Source organism: Cellulosimicrobium cellulans (genome assembly GCF_001722485.1).
GTDB lineage: Bacteria > Actinomycetota > Actinomycetes > Actinomycetales > Cellulomonadaceae > Cellulosimicrobium > Cellulosimicrobium cellulans_A.
In genome coordinates this window covers 1-15846 of the sequence record NZ_LWGL01000076.1, presented here as the reverse complement: position 1 = coordinate 15846, position 15846 = coordinate 1, and the positions used below count along the sequence as shown (strand labels likewise).

The following is a 15846-nucleotide window of genomic DNA, read 5'->3' as shown; positions in this document are numbered from 1 at the left end:
CCGCTCCCCTCGTCGAGCTCCGCGCCGTACAGCCTGGCGACGTCCGCCAGGCTCGCGGCGCCCACGACCCGGGCGCCGGGCACGAGGCGCGCCTCCGCGACGTCGGCCTCGGGCACCACGACGTCGGGGAAGCCGGCCTCGACCGCGGCCGCGACCGCCGGCAGCACGCCGCGCACGGGCTGCAGCCGTCCGTCGAGGCCGAGCTCGCCGAGGTGCACGACGCGCTCGGCGTCCGTCGCGCGCAGGACCTGCGCGCCGGCGAGCGTCGCCACCGCGATCGCGAGGTCGAACGTCGTGCCGGACTTCGGCAGCGCCGCCGGCGAGAGGTTCACCGTGATCTTGCGCTGGGGCCACGTCAGGCCCGACGACGCCACGGCCGCGCGCACCCGGTCGCGCGACTCGCTCAGCGCCGTGTCGGGCAGGCCGACGAGGACGAAGCCCGGCACCGACGCGGCGATGTGGGCTTGGACCTCCACGACGTGCCCGGTGAGACCGACGAGCGCGACCGCGCGGGTCGTCCCGAGGCCCATCAGGCGCTCACCCCCGCGAGGTGCTCCACCTGCGCCGCGCCCGCGCGCGGCACGACCACGGCCACCACGTCGATGCGCACCGACCGGGCGCGCACGTCGTGCGCCGCGAGCCACTCCCCCGTGAGCCGGCGCAGCCGCGCCAGCTTCGCCGGGGTGACGGCCTGCGCCGGATGGCCGTAGGCCGTGCCGCGCCGCGTCTTGACCTCGACGGCGACGAGCACGTCCCCGTCGAGCGCGACGACGTCGAGCTCGCCGCCGTGCCCGCGCCAGTTGCGGTCGAGCACGGTCCATCCCGCGTCGACCAGGTGGGCCGCGGCCACCTTCTCCCCGTACCGCCCGACGGCGTCCTTCGCTCCCATGGGCTCACCTCCGCGGCCCACGGTGCGCGCGTGCGGCGGGCGCGCGCCACGCCGGCACGGGTCGCTGGGGACAGCCCGTCACGGTCCGCGCCTGTGCACGGGCAGCGCCCTCGCGCCTGCTCGGTCGGCGTCATCGCGTCGTCGGACTGCGTCGTCGGACTGCGTCGTCGGCAGGCGCCGGTGACGCGCCCGGTGGGACACGGCGCCCCGAGAGGCGCGCCCGGGTCAGAGCTGGAGCTCGGCCTTGGCGAGCTCCTCGACGTTGACGTCCTTGAACGTCACGACCCGTACCGACTTCACGAACCGTGCGGAGCGGTAGACGTCCCAGACCCACGCGTCCGCGAGGCGCAGCTCGAAGTACACCTCTCCGGCGGCCGAGCGCACCTGCAGGTCCACCTGGTTCGCCAGGTAGAAGCGGCGCTCGGTCTCCACCACGTACGAGAAGAGGCCGACCACGTCGCGGTACTCGCGGTAGAGCGCGAGCTCCATCTCGGTCTCGTAGTTCTCGAGGTCTTCGGCACTCACGCCTCCATCATGGACCATCGCGACCCAGGACCGGCGATCAGCCGCGGTGCGCCGCCACCGCGTCGAGCTCCAGGTCGTCGAGGACCGCGTCCACGAGGGTCGCCTCGTCGAGCGCGTCGACGAGGGTCCCGCCGCCGAGCGCCACGCCGTCGAGCCCGGCCTCGAGGACCGCGTCGTCGAGACCGGTCACCGCGCCGTCGTCGTCGCGGCCCGGCAGACGCCAGCTGCGCCGGTGCTGCGGCGTGGGGCCGTGCTCGCGCAGCGCCGCGACGTGCGTCGAGGCGCCGTACCCCTTGTTCTGGTCCCAGCCGAACGCCGGGTACTGCCGGGCGAGGCTCGTCATGAGCCCGTCGCGCTCGGTCTTCGCCAGGACGCTCGCCGCCGCGACGGACGCGCACTGGAGATCGGCCTTGACGAGCGTGCGCACCCGCGGCTCGAGCAGGCGGTCCTCGCCGTGGGGGTCGAGGTCGAACGCCTCGAACAGGTCGACCGCCGCCGGGCGGCTCAGCCAGTCGTGCTTGCCGTCGAGCAGGACGGCGTCGACGTCGCCCACGCTGCGGCGCACCTGCGCGAGCGCGCGGCGCCCGGCGAGGCTCAACGCACCGATGATGCCGTGCGCGTCGATCTCGGCCGGGCCGGCGTGGCCGACCGCCCACGCGCAGCACCAGGACCGGGCGAGCGGGACGAGCGCCTCGCGCGCCGCCGCCGTGAGGAGCTTCGAGTCGGTGAGGCCGGGCGGGCACGGCTTCGTCGCGAGGTCCACGACGACGACACCGACGGACACGGGGCCGGCGAGCGCTCCCCGGCCGACCTCGTCCATGCCGGCGACCAGGCGCGCGCCGTCGCGCAGCATGGCCCGCTCCTGGCGCAGGTCGGGACGACGTCGCCGCACGGCCGGACGCGCCGTCGTGCTGCGCGACCCGCGCCGCGCCCGCGGCACCGCCCGGCCGCCCTCAGCGTCCACGGCGTCCACGGCGTCCACGGCGTCCACGGCGTCGAGCGTCACGGCTCCACCTCGGGCACGTCGGCGAACACGTCGCCGGGGTTGCGCAGCAGCTCGACGTCGGACAGCGGCCACACCTTGACGAAGGCGGTCCCGACGACGTTGCTCAGCGGGACGTACCCGCCACCCGGCTTGCCGGTGTTGTAGCGCGAGTCCTGCGAGTTCTGGCGGTTGTCGCCCATGACGAACAGCATGTCGTCCGGGACGGTGCGGTCGAACGGGTCCTGGCTCGGCACCGAGCCCGGCTTGATGTAGGTCTCGTCGATCGGCTCGCCGTTGACGCTGACACGGCCCTCGGCGTCGCAGCACACCACGTGGTCGCCGGGGACGCCGACGACGCGCTTGATGAGGTGCTCGCCCGTGTCCTGCGGCAGGAGCCCCACGAACGTCAGGGCAGCGCGCGCGGCCTCGGCGAACGCGCTCTCCTCCAGCGGCGCCGCGGGGGGCAGCCAGCCGCCCGGGTCCTTGAAGACCACGACGTCGCCGCGGTGGACGTCGAACGCGCCCGGGACCAGCCGCGACACCATCACGCGGTCGCCCTCGACGAGCGTGTCCTCCATCGAGGCGCTCGGGATGAAGAAGGCCTGGACGAGGAAGGTCTTGATGAGCAGCGACAGGACCAGCGCGCTGACGACGATGATCGCCGTCTCGCGCAGGAGCGACGGCTTGCGGGTGCGCGGCCGGCCGGCGGCGGGGCGCCCCGCCGTCCCGTCCTCGCCGGGGACGTCGTCCCCCGCGGCGTCGACGGCCGCGGCGGACGCGCGCGGGGTCGGCGCGTCGGGTCGCGGGCCGCTGTGGGGGGCGCTGTCGGTCACGCGTTCACCATGCCATCTTCGGGGCGCATCCGGGAAACGGGGACGGGGCGTCGCAGGGCGGTCCGGGCACCGCCCCACGGACGACGACGGGCGGCCGCCCCGGGTGGGGACGGCCGCCCGTGCGCACGGGTCGATCAGCGAGCGGGCGCGGTCTCGCGCTTCTCCTTGATCTTCGCCTTCTTGCCGCGCAGCGCGCGCAGGTAGTACAGCTTCGCGCGGCGGACGTCACCGCGGGTGACGACCTCGACCGACTCGATCGTGGGCGAGTGCACCGGGAACGTGCGCTCGACGCCGACGCCGAAGCTGATCTTGCGGACCGTGAAGGTCTCGCGGACGCCGTGGCCCTGGCGCGCGATGACGACGCCCTGGAAGGCCTGGACGCGGGAGCGGTTGCCCTCGACGACCTTGACGTTGACCTTGAGCGTGTCACCGGGGCGGAAGTCCGGGACGTCGGTGCGCAGCGATGCCGCGTCGACGCTGTCCAGCGTGTGCATGGTGCTCTCCTCGCCCGCCACAGGTCGGACGCGTTCTCGTGCCCGGCAGGGCCGGGGCGGTTCTCGTCAGGACGGTGGGCGACCTGCCGGCACGTCGTGCACGGTCGGTCGCGTGCCTCTTGCATCCCGGGCGTCCCCTGTGGCAGAGACCGGGAGTCGGCGCACACCGGAGGCCCATTCTGCCACACCGGCGCGGCGTCGCTTCAGCCGGCCTCTCCCGCGGGAGCGGCGGCCGCGGTGGCGTCGCCGGTCCCGGCGGGCTCGAGACGGCCGTCGCGCACGCCCCACCCGGCCTCCGCGAGCACCTCGAGGTCGTGGCGGTCGAGCGCGGCGACCTCGAGCGCCCGGACCATGTCGGGCCGGCGGGCGGCGGTCCGTCGCAGCGCCTCGTCGCGGCGCCACCGGTGGATCCGCGCGTGGTGGCCGGACAGCAGCACGTCCGGCACGGTCAGGTCCGCCCAGGTCGGCGGCTTCGTGTACACGGGGTACTCGAGCAGCCCGGCGGCGCCGTGCGACTCCTCGACGAGCGACTCCGGGTTCCCGACGACGCCCGGCAGCAGCCGTGCGACGGCCTCGATCACGACCAGGGCGGCGACCTCGCCCCCGTTGAGCACGTAGTCGCCGATGGACAGCTCGCTGACCCGCACGCCCGCGGCGCGGTAGTGCTCCGCGACGCGCGCGTCGATGCCCTCGTACCGCCCGCACGCGACGACGAGGTGCTCCTCGCGCGCGAGCTCCTCGGCCGTGCGCTGCGTGAACGTGGCGCCCGACGGCGTGGGCACGACGAGGTGCACCGGCGCGCCCGGGTGCGCCGCCGCGTCGTCGTCCGGCCCCGCGTCCGGAGCCACGTCGGCGCCGGTGCCGCCGTCCCGCCCCGTCACCGCGTCGATCGCACGGCCCCACACGTCGGGGCGCATGACCATGCCCGCTCCCCCGCCGAACGGCGTGTCGTCCACCGTGCGGTGCCGGTCGCTCGTCCACGTGCGCAGGTCGTGCACGCGCAGGTCGAGGATGCCCGCGGCACGGGCCTTGCCGACGAGCGACAGGTCGAGCGCGGCGAGGTAGTCCGGGAAGATCGTGACGACGTCGACGCGCACGTCAGTCCTCCTCGGGCGTCGCGACGTCGAGCCGGGCCGCGTCCGCGGCGAGCAGGCCCCCGGGCGGGTCGAGGACGACGCGGCCTCCCGGGACGTCGACGACGGGGACGATCGCGCGGACGAACGGGACGAGCGTGCGCGTGCCGTCCGGCTCGCGCAGCACGAGCAGGTCGTGGGCCGGCGCCTCCTCGAGCCCCTCGACGCGGCCGAGCTCGGTGCCGTCCGTCGACTCGGCGCGCAGCCCCGCGAGCTCGTGGGCGTACCAGGCGTCCTCCTCGTCGGACTCCTCGACGTCGACGACGAGCTCGGTCCCGCGCAGCGCCTCCGCCGCGGTGCGGTCGGCCACGCCCTCGAAGCGGACGAGCCAGCGGCCCTGGTGCACGCGGACGGACGCGACGGTGAGCGGACCGGCGTCGGCCGGCTCGGTGGGGAGCGCGGTGCCGACGGCGAGCCGCGTCTCGGGGTCGTCGGTGCGCAGGTCGAGCGCCACCTCGCCGCGCAGCCCGTGCGCCTTGCCGATGCGGGCGACGGTCAGCTGCATCGTCGTTGTCCTCCGGTCGTGTCGTCGGCCGCGGTGGTCGCGGCGCCGGGGCACCGGGACGTGCCCCGGGTGCCAGAAGACCCGGCCCGCCTGGCGGCGGGCCGGGTCTCGGTGTCCCGTGCGGGACGGGTCCTGCGTGGACGCGCTCAGCGGCGGTCGACGTCGACGACGTCGACCCGCACCGGCCCGTCGGTCGCGAGCGCCCCGACCACGGTGCGCAGCGCGCGGGCCGTGCGACCGCCCCGGCCGATGACGCGGCCGAGGTCGTCGGGGTGCACCCGCACCTCGAGCAGGTCACCGCGGCGCAGCGTCCTGGCGCTCACCCGGACGTCGTCCGGGTTGTCCACGATGCCGCGCACGAGGTGCTCGAGGGCGTCCGCGAGCATCAGGCCTGCTCGTCGCTCGACGCGGTGTCGTCGGACTCGGCGGCCTCGGCGGGCGCCTCCGCCTTCTTCTCCGCGGCCTTGGCCTTGATCTTCTCGGCGTCGGCGGCGGCGGCCTCGATCGCCGCGGTGGCGTCGGCCTTCTCGCCCTTGACCTTCAGCGTGCCCTCGGCGCCCGGGAGCCCCTTGAACTTCTGCCAGTCGCCGGTGATCTTCAGGAGCGCGAGGACCTGCTCGGACGGCTGCGCGCCGACGCCGAGCCAGTACTGCGCGCGGTCCGAGGTGATCTCGATGAACGAGGGCTCCTCGGTGGGGTGGTACTTGCCGATCTCCTCGATCACGCGACCGTCGCGCTTGGTGCGCGAGTCGGCGACGACGACACGGTAGTACGGCGCACGGATCTTGCCGAGACGCTTCAGACGAATCTTGACGGCCACAGTGGTGGTCACTCCTGGTTCTGGTGTGGGCGAGCCCGCACGCGTCCCGGTGGGGCCAGGACGGCCGAGGGGCTCAGGACGCGACAGGCACGGTGAGAGGGGCCGGGCATGCCGAGTACCGGGACATTGTGCCAGACCGGCGGCGGCGCGACCAAGCCGCCCGGCGACAGCCCGGCCGGCCGGGACGCGTCAGGGCTGCGACGCCGGCGCGACGACCCGTCCCCGCAGCACGACGGCGGTCGGCGCGCGCAGCACGCCCACGTCGAGCCGTGGGTCGGCGGGGTACACGACGAAGTCCGCGGACGCGCCCTCGACGAGCGACGTGAAGCCGAGGTGCGCCCGCCCCCGCCAGCTCGCCGCCGCGACGACGTCCGCCGGCGGGATGCCGGCCGCGACCAGCTCCTCGCACTCGTCGGCGATGCGTCCGTGCCCGATCGTGCCGCCCGCGTCCGTGCCCACGAGGAGCGGCACGCCCGCCTCGTGGAGGGCGCGCGCCTGCTCGTGGCGGCGCGCGTGCAGGCGACGCATGCGCTCTGCGAACCTCGGGTACCGGCCGTCGGCCTGCCGGGCGATCTCCTCGAACCGCCCCACCTGCAGGAGCGTCGGGGTCACGGTGACGCCCCGCTCGGCGACCTCGGCCATGAGCTCGGGGCGGATGCCGGTCCCGTGCTCGATGCCGTCGACCCCGGCGGCGAGGAGCGACGGGACGACCTCCTCGGAGAACGCGTGCACGGTGACGCGCGCCGCCTCGGCGTGCGCGACTGCCACCGCCTCGGCGAGCACGTCGTCCGGCCACAGCGGGCGCAGGTCGCCCTCGGGCCCGAGGTCGCGGTCGATCCAGTCGCCGACGAGCTTGACCCACCCGTCCCCCGCGCGCGCCTCGCGCCGGACCGCCTCGGGCAGCTGCGCGACGTCGTCGAGCTCGAGGCCGTAGTGGCGCAGGTACCGCTTGGGCCGGGCGAGGTGCTGCCCGGCACGCACGAGCCGCGGGAGGTCGTCCCGGGACTGCACCCACCGCGTGTCCGCCGGCGACCCGGCGTCGCGGACGAGCAGGACGCCGCTGTCCCGGTCGGCAAGAGCCTGCTCCTGCGCCGTCGCGGCGTCCACGGCGCCGTCCGCGCCGAGCCCGATGTGGCAGTGGACGTCCACCAGACCGGGCAGCACCCAGCCCTCGAGCTCGACCATGTTGGTGCCCTGCGCGGACGGGCGCGTCAGGCTGACCCGGCCGTCCTTGACCCACAGGTCGCCGACCTCCTGGTCGTCGCCGACGACGACGCGGCCGCGGACGTGCAGGGAGGGACCTTCGAGCGCGGACATGTTGCTCCCGGCAGGGACTCGGCGTGCGTGGGAAGCGGCGTCAGCGGCCGAGGAGCTTCTCGAACCCGGGAGGGAGCTGCAGGTCGTCCGGCGTCTGCGGCGCCTGGTCGGCCCCGCGGCCGACGCCGAACGACGACCCCGCCGGGGTCGACGGGCGCGGCAGCTCGCCCGCCGCGCGCGCGGCGGCGGCGCGCTCCTGCGCGGCGCGCTTCGCCGGGTTGCCCGACTTGCCCTTGACCTTGCGCTGCGGCGCCTGGCGCCCGCGCGACTTCTTGCCGCCCATCCCGGGGAGGTTGCCCATGCCGGGCATGCCCGGCATGCCGCCGCCCTTGCCCATCTGGCGCATCATCTTCTGCGCGCCCGCGAACCGCTCGAGGAGCTGGTTGACGTCGGCGGTCGTGCGACCGGATCCGCGCGCGATGCGTGCCCGGCGCGAGCCGTTGATGATCTTCGGGTTCTCCCGCTCCGCCGGGGTCATCGACCGGATGATGGCCTCGATGCGGTCGACCTCGCGCTCGTCGAAGTTCTCGAGCGCCTCGCGCATCTGGCCCATGCCCGGCAGCATCCCGAGCATCTTCTTCATCGAGCCCATGTTCTTCATCTGCTGCATCTGCACCAGGAAGTCCGCGAGCGTGAAGTCCTGGCCGGACTCGAGCTTCTCCGCCATCTTCGCGGCCTGCTCGGCGTCGAACGCCTTCTCGGCCTGCTCGATGAGCGTGAGGACGTCGCCCATGTCGAGGATGCGCGACGCCATGCGGTCGGGGTGGAACGCCTCGAAGTCGGTGAGCTTCTCGCCCGTCGACGCGAAGAGGATGGGGCGCCCCGTGACGCCCGTGACGGACAGCGCGGCACCACCGCGCGCGTCGCCGTCGAGCTTCGTGAGCACGACGCCCGTGAAGTCGACGCCCTCCTCGAAGGCCTTGGCCGTGGCGACGGCGTCCTGGCCGATCATCGCGTCGATGACGAAGAGGATCTCGTCCGGGCTCACCGCGTCGCGGATGTCCGCGGCCTGCTGCATGAGCACGGAGTCGAGACCGAGCCGGCCGGCGGTGTCGACGATGACGACGTCGTGCTCGCGCCGGCGGGCCGTCTCCAGGCCGTCGCGCGCGACGGAGACCGGGTCGCCGATGACGTCGTCGACCTCGACGCCGCTCTGGTTGCCGGGGTGGGGCGCGAACACCGGGACGCCGGCGCGCTCGGCGACGACCGACAGCTGCGTGACCGCGTTGGGGCGCTGGAGGTCGGCCGCGACGAGCAGCGGCGTGTGGCCCTGCTCGCGCAGGTGCAGCGCGAGCTTGCCCGCGAGGGTGGTCTTCCCCGCACCCTGGAGGCCCGCGAGCATGATGACCGTCGGCGGGTTCTTCGCGAACCGCAGCCCGCGGCTCTCGCCGCCGAGGATCGCCACGAGCTCCTCGTTGACGATCTTGACGACCTGCTGCGCGGGGTTGAGCGCGCCGGACACCTCGGCCGACAGCGCGCGCTCGCGCACCGTGCCGGTGAACTCGCGCACGACGGGCACCGCGACGTCGGCGTCGAGCAGCGCGCGACGGATCTCGCGGATCGTCGCGTCGATGTCCGCCTCCGACAGCCGACCCTTCGCCCGCAGGTTCTTGAAGGTCGAGGTCAGTCGGTCCGACAGCGTGTTGAACACCGCGTCATCCTCATCAGTCGCCGGTCGTCTCGTGCGGAGCCTGCGCGCCACCGGCCCGGCCTCGGTCGAGGAGGGGCCGCGCACCTGCGCGTCCGCGAGCGTCTAGCCTACCCGGCGGCGCCCGCCTCCCCGGCCCCGGCCCGCAGCGCGTGCGCCGTCGTGCCCACGAGGTCGTCGACGAGCCGGGCGCGCCACGCCGTCCACGCCCCGGGGCGCAGCGAGGAGGCGTCGGCCTCGGTGAGGGCGCGCAGCACCTCGAGCAGCTCGACGCGGTGGTCGACGGCCTCGGCGAGCTCGGCCACGGTCGCCGGGTCCTCGGGGTCCGCGCCGACGGCGAGCCGCGACAGGGTGAGGTGGTGGCGCACGAGGCGCGCGACGTCCGTCACGACGTCCTCGTCGAAGCCCATGCGCCGCAGGATCGCGGGCACGAGCCGCGCGCCCTCGACGGAGTGGTCGGCCGCGCCCGCGCGCTTGCCGACGTCGTGCAGCACCGCGGACAGCAGGAGGAGGTCCCCGCGCTCGACGTGCCGGCGCTCGCGCGCGGCGCGCGCGACGACCTCGACGAGGTGCCGGTCGACGGTGTGCCGGTGGACGGCCGCGCGCTGCGGCCGGTTGCGCACGCCCGCCCACTCGGGGATCCACGTCGTGACGACGCCCGCGAGGTCGAGCGCCTCCCAGACGGCGACCTGCGCCTGGCCGGAGCCGAGGAGGGACAGGAACGCGGCGCGCGCCGGCCTCGGCCACGGCTCGGGCAGCGGCGGGCACCGCGCGAGGCTCGCGACGGAGACCGGCGAGAGCGTCAGGCCCGTGCGTGCCGCGGTGGCGGCCGCGCGCAGCGACAGCAGCGGGTCCGACTCCGGGTGCGCGTCGACCGCGAGCACGAGCTCACCGTCGTGCTCGACGAGCCCGTCCCCCGCCGGTCGCAGGCGCGGGGCGGCGCGCCGGCCGCGCACGAGCACCGGGCGCCGCGACACCGACGGCCGCTGGAGCGCCTGGCGCGCCCGGCGCACCGTCGTGTCGAGGGCGTACGAGATCTCGCGCCCGGCCTCGGCGAGGCTCGCGAGCAGCTCGTCCGGGTCGTCGAACCCCGAGAGGTCGGCGACCTCGTCGAGGTCCGCGAGGAGCAGCCGGCTGCCGCGCCGGCCGGTGACGACCTGGAGCGTGTCGCGCACGTCGAGCAGGTGCGCGTAGGCACGGTCGACCGGCCCGTGCGGCCGGTCGGTCAGCCACGTCGCGGCGAGCGCCGACAGGACGACCGCGTCGCGGATGCCGCCGCGCGCCTCCTTGAGGTCGGGCTCGACGAGGTAGGCGAGCTCGCCCGAGCGCTCGGCGCGCTCGCGCGTCGACGACAGGAGCTCGGGGAGACGACGGCGCGACGCCGAGCGCCAGTCGGTGAGCACGGCCGACGACGCGCGGTGCACGACGACGGCGTCCCCGGCCACCGCCCGGACGTCGAGCCAGCCCACCGCGGCCGGGACGTCCTTCGACGCGACCTGGCGGCACTGGGCGAGCGAGCGCACCGCGTGGTCGAGGTCGACGCCGGCGTCCCACAGCGGGTACCACAGCCGCGCGGCGACCTGAGCGACCTCCTCGGCGGTGTGGCTGCGCCCGTTGTGGACGAGCACGAGGTCGAGGTCGCTCACCGGGCCGAGGTCGCCGCGGCCGAGGCTGCCCACGGCGGCGAGCGCGATGCCGTCCGGCGGGACGTCGTCGGTCGCCTCCTGCCAGAGCGTCGCGAGGCTCGTGGTGACGAGGTCGACGACGGCCGCGCGGCGTGCGACGCCGCTGCGGCCGCGGCCGCTGAGGGACCGGGCGAGGTCCAGCGTCCGAGCGCGGAGGTCCCGCACCCCGTCGGGGTGCGGGACCTCCGTCCGGTCCGCCGGCCCGCCCCCGCTGCCCGCGGGGGACGAGGCGTGGTCCGTCATGCGTGCGTCCGCCGCCTCAGAGGGCGCCGGGGCCGTGCTCGCCCGTGCGCACCCGGGCGACGTCCTCGACCGGGACGGTCCAGACCTTGCCGTCGCCGATCTTGCCGGTCTGGGCCGCCTTGACGATCGCCTCGGTGACCGCGACCGCGTCGGCGTCGTCGACGAGGACCTCGATGCGCACCTTCGGGACCAGGTCGACCGTGTACTCGGCGCCGCGGTAGACCTCGGTGTGGCCCTTCTGGCGGCCGTAGCCGCTGGCCTCGCTGACCGTCATGCCGCGCACGCCCGCGGCCTCGAGCGCCGACTTCACGTCGTCGAGACGGTGCGGCTGGATGATTCCCGTGACGAGCTTCATGCCCGCACCTCCTTGATGACGCTGCCCTGCTGGACGGTCTCGTACGCGGTCTCGCCGTGCACCGCGAGGTCGATGCCCCCGACCTCGGCGTCCTCGCTGACCCGCCAGCCGAGCGTGAGCTTGAGGACGAACCCGATGACGAGCGTCACGAGCCCGGTGAAGACGATCGCGACGAGCGCGATGAGCACCTGCACGACGAGCTGCTGCGCGCCGCCGCCGAAGAACAGGCCCGTGTCGCTGGCGAGGAAGCCGATGGCCACGGTGCCCCAGAGGCCGGACACGAGGTGGACGCCGACGACGTCGAGGGAGTCGTCGTAGCCGAGCCTGTACTTCAGGCCGACCGCGAGGGCGCTGAGCGCACCGGCGACGACGCCGAGGACGATCGACGTGACCGGGTTGAGCGCGCCGGCCGCCGGGGTGATGGCGACGAGGCCCGCGACGACGCCGGACGCGGCGCCGAGGGACGTGGCGTGCCCGTCGCGGATCTTCTCGGTGACGAGCCAGCCGATGATGCCCGCGGCGGTGGCGCTCGTCGTGTTGACCCACGCGAGGCCCGCGGTCTCGTTCGCCCCGAACGCGGAGCCCGCGTTGAAGCCGAACCAGCCGAACCACAGCAGCGCCGCGCCGAGCATGACGAACGGGAGGTTGTGCGGGCGCATCGGCTCGGTGCCGAAGCCCTTGCGCTTGCCGATGATGAGCGCGAGCACGAGCGCCGCGATGCCGGCGTTGATGTGCACGACCGTGCCGCCGGCGAAGTCGATCGGCGCGACGGTCGCGGCGCCGTCGGTCGTGCCGAACACCATCGCGGCGAGGCCGTTCTCGTTGCCGGAGAGGAAGCCGCCGCCCCAGACCATGTGCGCCATCGGGAAGTAGGCGACCGTGACCCAGACCGCGACGAACGCCATCCACGTGCCGAACTTGACGCGGTCGGCCAGCGCGCCGGAGATCAGCGCGACCGTGATCATCGCGAACGTCACCTGGAACGCGACGTCGACGATGTTCGGGTAGTTGCCGAGCGTGCTCGCGACGGCGCTGCCGTCGGGGTTGGTGATCGCGTCCTTGAGGCCGAACTGCGCGAACGGGTTGGCGAACAGCCCCCCGGTGCCCGCCTCGCCGTAGGACATCGACCAGCCCCACAGCACGTAGACGACGCCGACCACGGCCAAGGCCCCGAACGACATCATCATCATGTTGAGCACGGACTTGGCGCGGACCATGCCGCCGTAGAAGAACGCCAGTCCGGGCGTCATCAGGAGCACGAGGGACGCTGAGATCAGCATCCACGCGGTTGCCCCGGTGTCCCACTCCATCGGATCATCTCCCCTCGCCAGCCGGGCGGCCGGTCGGGGACAACGTTGGTGGCGGCGGGTTTCACCGGCGCTGTCGGCGTGTTACGGGGATGTGACAAGCGCGCGTCCGGGGTAAACCTTCCGTTTCGCGGCCCCCGGCGCGGGCCGCGGGGGCCGCGCCGTGATCCGGCCGTGACCCCGCCGTGATCGTGCCGTGATCACGGCCGGACGGCGGGTCACTCTCCCAGGAGGCCGTCGACGAACTGCTCGGGGTCGAAGGGGGCGAGGTCGTCGGGGCCCTCCCCCAGCCCGACGAGCTTGACCGGCACGCCCAGCTCGCGCTGGACGGCCACGACGATGCCGCCGCGCGCCGTGCCGTCGAGCTTCGTCAGCACGATCCCCGTGACGCCCGCGACCTCGCCGAAGACGCGTGCCTGGTTGAGGCCGTTCTGCCCCGTCGTGGCGTCGAGCACGAGGAGCACCTCCGACAGGGGCGCCTCCTTCGTGATGACGCGCCGGATCTTGCCCAGCTCGTCCATGAGGCCGGCCTTGTTCTGCAGGCGCCCAGCCGTGTCGACGAGCACGACGTCGACGTTCTCGCTGCGGCCGCGCCGCACGGCGTCGAACGCGACCGCGGCCGGGTCGGCGCCGTCGCGGTCGGCCCGGACGGTCGGCACGCCGACGCGCGATCCCCACGTCTCGAGCTGGTCCGCCGCCGCGGCGCGGAACGTGTCGGCGGCGCCGAGCACGACGCTGCGGTCCTCGGCGACGAGCACGCGCGCGAGCTTGCCGACGGTCGTCGTCTTGCCCGTGCCGTTGACGCCGACGACCAGCACGACGGCGGGGACGGGCCCGGACTCGCCGACGCTCGGCGTCGTCGAGAGGCTGCGGTCGAGCGTCGGGTCGACGAGCGCGACGAGCTCCTCGCGGAGCAGGGCGCGCACGCTCTGCGGGTCGCGCACGCCGAGGACGCGCACGCGCGTGCGCAGCGACTCGATGAGCTCGCTCGCCGGGCCGGCGCCCACGTCGGCGAGCAGGAGCGTCTCCTCCAGCTCGTCCCAGTCGTCCTCGGACAGGTGGTCGCGAGAGAGCACGCTGAGCAGCCGGGCGCCCAGCGGCGAGCCGGAGCGCGCGAGGCGGTCGCGCAGGCGCACGAGGCGCCCGCCGACGGGCTCGGGCCGCTCGACCGTCGGCGGCGGCGCGACCTCGACGCCGCCCTCGAGGGTTTCCGGCGCCTCCTCGACGAGCACGTCGGGCGCGGCCGCCCCCGGCACGGTGGTCGTCGTCGTGCCGCGCGGGACGGTGGGACCCGGGGCGCCGCGACGCCGTCGCCGGACGGTCGTCGTGCCGGCGGTGACGAGGCCGGCGAGGAGCAGGACGCCGAGGATGATCCACACGAGTGCGAGGTCGTTCACGCGGGCAGTCTCTCAGACGGCGGGTCGGGGCTCGCGCCGTGGCGGGAAGCCGTGGTCGTGCGCTCGGGCGGCGTGCGCTCAGGCGCCGGGGCCGCGCAGGCGCGCGCCGTGGCGGTGCAGCGGCTGCACGGCCCGCTCGCGCGCGCGGTGCAGCACCTCGCCGAGCTCCTCGGCGTCGACGTACGCGGGCGTGCTCACCTCGGTCGCGGCGAAGAACTCGTCCATGCTCGTGTCGACGGGCCGCGGGGGGTGCGCGGGACCCACGTGCGCGGCCCCGGCCGCCTCGCGGCGGCGCCCGTGCCGCAGCCCCGAGCGGAAGTCCCGCCAGAAGGCGCGCAGTCCCTGGTCCTCCGGCGACGGCGACTCCGACCGGGCGACGACGCTCGCGAAGAGGAACACCACCGCGGCTGCGCCGAGGGTGAACGCGACCCACACGACCATCCACACCATGTGGACCAGTATCCGCAGCCGGTCGACCGCGTCGAGCCGGCGTGCGGCGCGGTCGCCGATCGCCACCACATCTTCACAAGGCCTGGAATCGCAGCGATCCGGGACCTCGGTACCGGAGAGCGAGCAGGGTCGGCGGACCCGGGGTCAGGCCGGCACGGGCTGCTCGTGCGCCTCCCGCAGGCGCTGGCTGATGACGGTCGTGACGCCGTCGCCGCGCATCGTCACCCCGTACAGCGCGTCCGCGATCTCCATCGTGCGCTTCTGGTGCGTGATGACGATGAGCTGGGAGTCCTCCTGCAGCTCGCGGAAGATCTCGAGCAGGCGGCCGAGGTTGACGTCGTCGAGCGCGGCCTCGACCTCGTCCATGACGTAGAACGGCGACGGGCGCGCCTTGAAGATCGCGACGAGCAGCGCGACGGCGGTCAGCGAGCGCTCGCCGCCGGAGAGCAGCGAGAGCCGCTTGACCTTCTTGCCGGCCGGGCGGGCCTCGACCTCGATGCCGGTCGTCAGGAGGTCGTCGGGGTCGGTGAGCACGAGCCGCCCCTCGCCGCCGGGGAACATGCGCGCGAAGACGCGCTCGAACTGCTCGGCGGTGTCGCGGTAGGCGTCGGCGAACACGCGCTCGACGCGCTCGTCGATCTCCCGGACGATCTCGAGCAGGTCGGCCCGGGACTTCTTGAGGTCGGCGAGCTGGTCCGCGAGGAACTTGTGCCGCTCCTCGAGCGCCGCGAACTCCTCGAGCGCGAGCGGGTTCACCTTGCCGAGCCGGGACAGGTCGCGCTCGGCGGCCTTGAGCCGCTTCTCCTGCGCGGCGCGGTCGTACGGCACCGTGCGCACGTCGTCGGTGGCGCCCTCGTCCGGCGTGGTGCCGTCGCCGGAGGCCGACGACGTCACGGGGGACATCACAGGGACGGGCCGGTGGGGCCCGAACTCCTCGACGAGGACGGCGGGGTCCATCCCGAGCTCCTCGACGCTGCGTGCCTGGAGCTGTTCGATGCGCAGCTGCTGCTGGGCGCGGGCGACCTCGTCCCGGTGCGCGACGTCGGTCAGCTCCCGCAGCCGGGTCGACAGCTCGTCGACGCGGGCGCGCGCGGCGGTGACGGCGGCGTCGTGCTCGGCGCGCGCGGTCTCGGCCGCGTCCCGCTCCGCGCCGGCCCGGGCGAGGGACCGCTCCAGCGTCGTGAGGGCGCGCGCGGCGCCGTCACGCACGGCCGAGGCCCGCGCGGCCTGCCGCACGCGGGCGGCCTCGCGGCGGGCCGC

The 15846-nt window shown here is 74.9% G+C and carries 18 protein-coding genes; all 18 read right to left on the bottom strand.

All coding sequences use genetic code 11. The annotated features are described in order from the left end of the window. Positions 1–530: magnesium chelatase domain-containing protein (locus JZ5iCDA_RS09970; protein ID WP_290438810.1), on the bottom strand; the 530-nt coding region annotated here is incomplete at its 3' end. After that, the gene (locus JZ5iCDA_RS09965) at positions 530–889 is read right to left on the bottom strand and encodes a YraN family protein (protein ID WP_069387030.1); all 360 of its coding nucleotides are present in this window, start codon (positions 887–889) and stop codon (positions 530–532) included. The genes JZ5iCDA_RS09970 and JZ5iCDA_RS09965, both read right to left, overlap by 1 nt. 225 nt (positions 890–1114) lie before the next feature. Beyond that, positions 1115–1414 carry a DUF2469 domain-containing protein gene (locus JZ5iCDA_RS09960; RefSeq protein WP_024840525.1) on the bottom strand — a complete coding sequence of 100 codons (300 nt, stop codon included), beginning with the start codon at positions 1412–1414 and terminating at the stop codon, positions 1115–1117. A 37-nt stretch (positions 1415–1451) separates the two neighbouring features. Then, complete coding sequence (locus JZ5iCDA_RS09955) at positions 1452–2420, bottom strand: ribonuclease HII (RefSeq protein ID WP_366246665.1); 969 nt, start codon at positions 2418–2420, stop codon at positions 1452–1454. Continuing rightward, entirely contained in the window at positions 2417–3232 is an 816-nt protein-coding gene (gene lepB / locus JZ5iCDA_RS09950; RefSeq protein WP_069387029.1) for a signal peptidase I, read from the bottom strand. The genes JZ5iCDA_RS09955 and lepB overlap by 4 nt, the downstream gene beginning before the upstream one ends. Positions 3233–3366: 134 nt before the next feature. Then, positions 3367–3726, bottom strand: coding sequence for a 50S ribosomal protein L19 (gene rplS, locus JZ5iCDA_RS09945; RefSeq protein ID WP_069387031.1), 360 nt, complete (start codon positions 3724–3726; stop codon positions 3367–3369). A 203-nt stretch (positions 3727–3929) separates the two neighbouring features. Then, positions 3930–4823 (bottom strand): tRNA (guanosine(37)-N1)-methyltransferase TrmD, encoded by an 894-nt coding sequence (trmD, locus tag JZ5iCDA_RS09940; protein WP_069387028.1) that lies wholly within the window; start codon positions 4821–4823, stop codon positions 3930–3932. A gap of 1 nt (position 4824) precedes the next feature. Then, positions 4825–5364 (bottom strand): ribosome maturation factor RimM, encoded by a 540-nt coding sequence (gene rimM, locus JZ5iCDA_RS09935; protein WP_069387027.1) that lies wholly within the window; start codon positions 5362–5364, stop codon positions 4825–4827. Between the two features lie 146 nt (positions 5365–5510). Then, positions 5511–5750 (bottom strand): RNA-binding protein, encoded by a 240-nt coding sequence (locus JZ5iCDA_RS09930; protein ID WP_069387026.1) that lies wholly within the window; start codon positions 5748–5750, stop codon positions 5511–5513. Beyond that, on the bottom strand, positions 5750–6184 hold the full coding sequence (rpsP, locus tag JZ5iCDA_RS09925; protein ID WP_069387025.1) for a 30S ribosomal protein S16: 435 nt from the start codon (positions 6182–6184) through the stop codon (positions 5750–5752). Before rpsP ends, JZ5iCDA_RS09930 begins: the two co-directional genes overlap by 1 nt. Before the next feature lie 189 nt (positions 6185–6373). Then, entirely contained in the window at positions 6374–7501 is a 1128-nt protein-coding gene (locus JZ5iCDA_RS09920) for an amidohydrolase family protein (RefSeq protein ID WP_069387024.1), read from the bottom strand. A 40-nt stretch (positions 7502–7541) separates the two neighbouring features. Beyond that, positions 7542–9152, bottom strand: a complete 1611-nt coding sequence (gene ffh / locus JZ5iCDA_RS09915) for a signal recognition particle protein (RefSeq protein ID WP_069387023.1) — start codon at positions 9150–9152, stop codon at positions 7542–7544. 107 nt (positions 9153–9259) lie between these two features. Further along, a complete protein-coding gene (locus tag JZ5iCDA_RS09910; protein WP_069387022.1) occupies positions 9260–11077 on the bottom strand; it encodes a [protein-PII] uridylyltransferase in 1818 nt (605 codons plus the stop codon). Between the two features lie 16 nt (positions 11078–11093). Further along, positions 11094–11432: a P-II family nitrogen regulator gene (locus JZ5iCDA_RS09905; RefSeq protein ID WP_069387021.1), complete on the bottom strand. Its 339-nt coding sequence runs from the start codon at positions 11430–11432 to the stop codon at positions 11094–11096. Beyond that, entirely contained in the window at positions 11429–12742 is a 1314-nt protein-coding gene (locus tag JZ5iCDA_RS09900) for an ammonium transporter (RefSeq protein ID WP_069387020.1), read from the bottom strand. Before JZ5iCDA_RS09900 ends, JZ5iCDA_RS09905 begins: the two co-directional genes overlap by 4 nt. A 215-nt stretch (positions 12743–12957) precedes the next feature. After that, positions 12958–14136 carry a signal recognition particle-docking protein FtsY gene (gene ftsY, locus JZ5iCDA_RS09895; RefSeq protein ID WP_069387019.1) on the bottom strand — a complete coding sequence of 393 codons (1179 nt, stop codon included), beginning with the start codon at positions 14134–14136 and terminating at the stop codon, positions 12958–12960. A 78-nt stretch (positions 14137–14214) separates the two neighbouring features. Next, the gene (locus JZ5iCDA_RS09890) at positions 14215–14652 is read right to left on the bottom strand and encodes a hypothetical protein (RefSeq protein WP_139123058.1); all 438 of its coding nucleotides are present in this window, start codon (positions 14650–14652) and stop codon (positions 14215–14217) included. A gap of 78 nt (positions 14653–14730) precedes the next feature. Next, the coding region (locus JZ5iCDA_RS09885; protein ID WP_171905341.1) for an AAA family ATPase at positions 14731–15846 on the bottom strand (1116 nt) is incomplete at its 5' end.

Excerpts from the sequence above, each read along its gene's own strand:
- JZ5iCDA_RS09910 (WP_069387022.1), bottom strand. The coding sequence starts at position 11,077 with ATGACGGACCACGCCTCGTCCCCCGCGGGCAGCGGGGGCGGGCCGGCG.
- rimM (WP_069387027.1), bottom strand. The coding sequence starts at position 5,364 with ATGCAGCTGACCGTCGCCCGCATCGGCAAGGCGCACGGGCTGCGCGGC.
- rplS (WP_069387031.1), bottom strand. The coding sequence starts at position 3,726 with ATGCACACGCTGGACAGCGTCGACGCGGCATCGCTGCGCACCGACGTC.
- JZ5iCDA_RS09930 (WP_069387026.1), bottom strand. The coding sequence starts at position 5,750 with ATGCTCGCGGACGCCCTCGAGCACCTCGTGCGCGGCATCGTGGACAAC.
- JZ5iCDA_RS09965 (WP_069387030.1), bottom strand. The coding sequence starts at position 889 with ATGGGAGCGAAGGACGCCGTCGGGCGGTACGGGGAGAAGGTGGCCGCG.
- JZ5iCDA_RS09900 (WP_069387020.1), bottom strand. The coding sequence starts at position 12,742 with ATGGAGTGGGACACCGGGGCAACCGCGTGGATGCTGATCTCAGCGTCC.
- JZ5iCDA_RS09905 (WP_069387021.1), bottom strand. The coding sequence starts at position 11,432 with ATGAAGCTCGTCACGGGAATCATCCAGCCGCACCGTCTCGACGACGTG.
- JZ5iCDA_RS09920 (WP_069387024.1), bottom strand. The coding sequence starts at position 7,501 with ATGTCCGCGCTCGAAGGTCCCTCCCTGCACGTCCGCGGCCGCGTCGTC.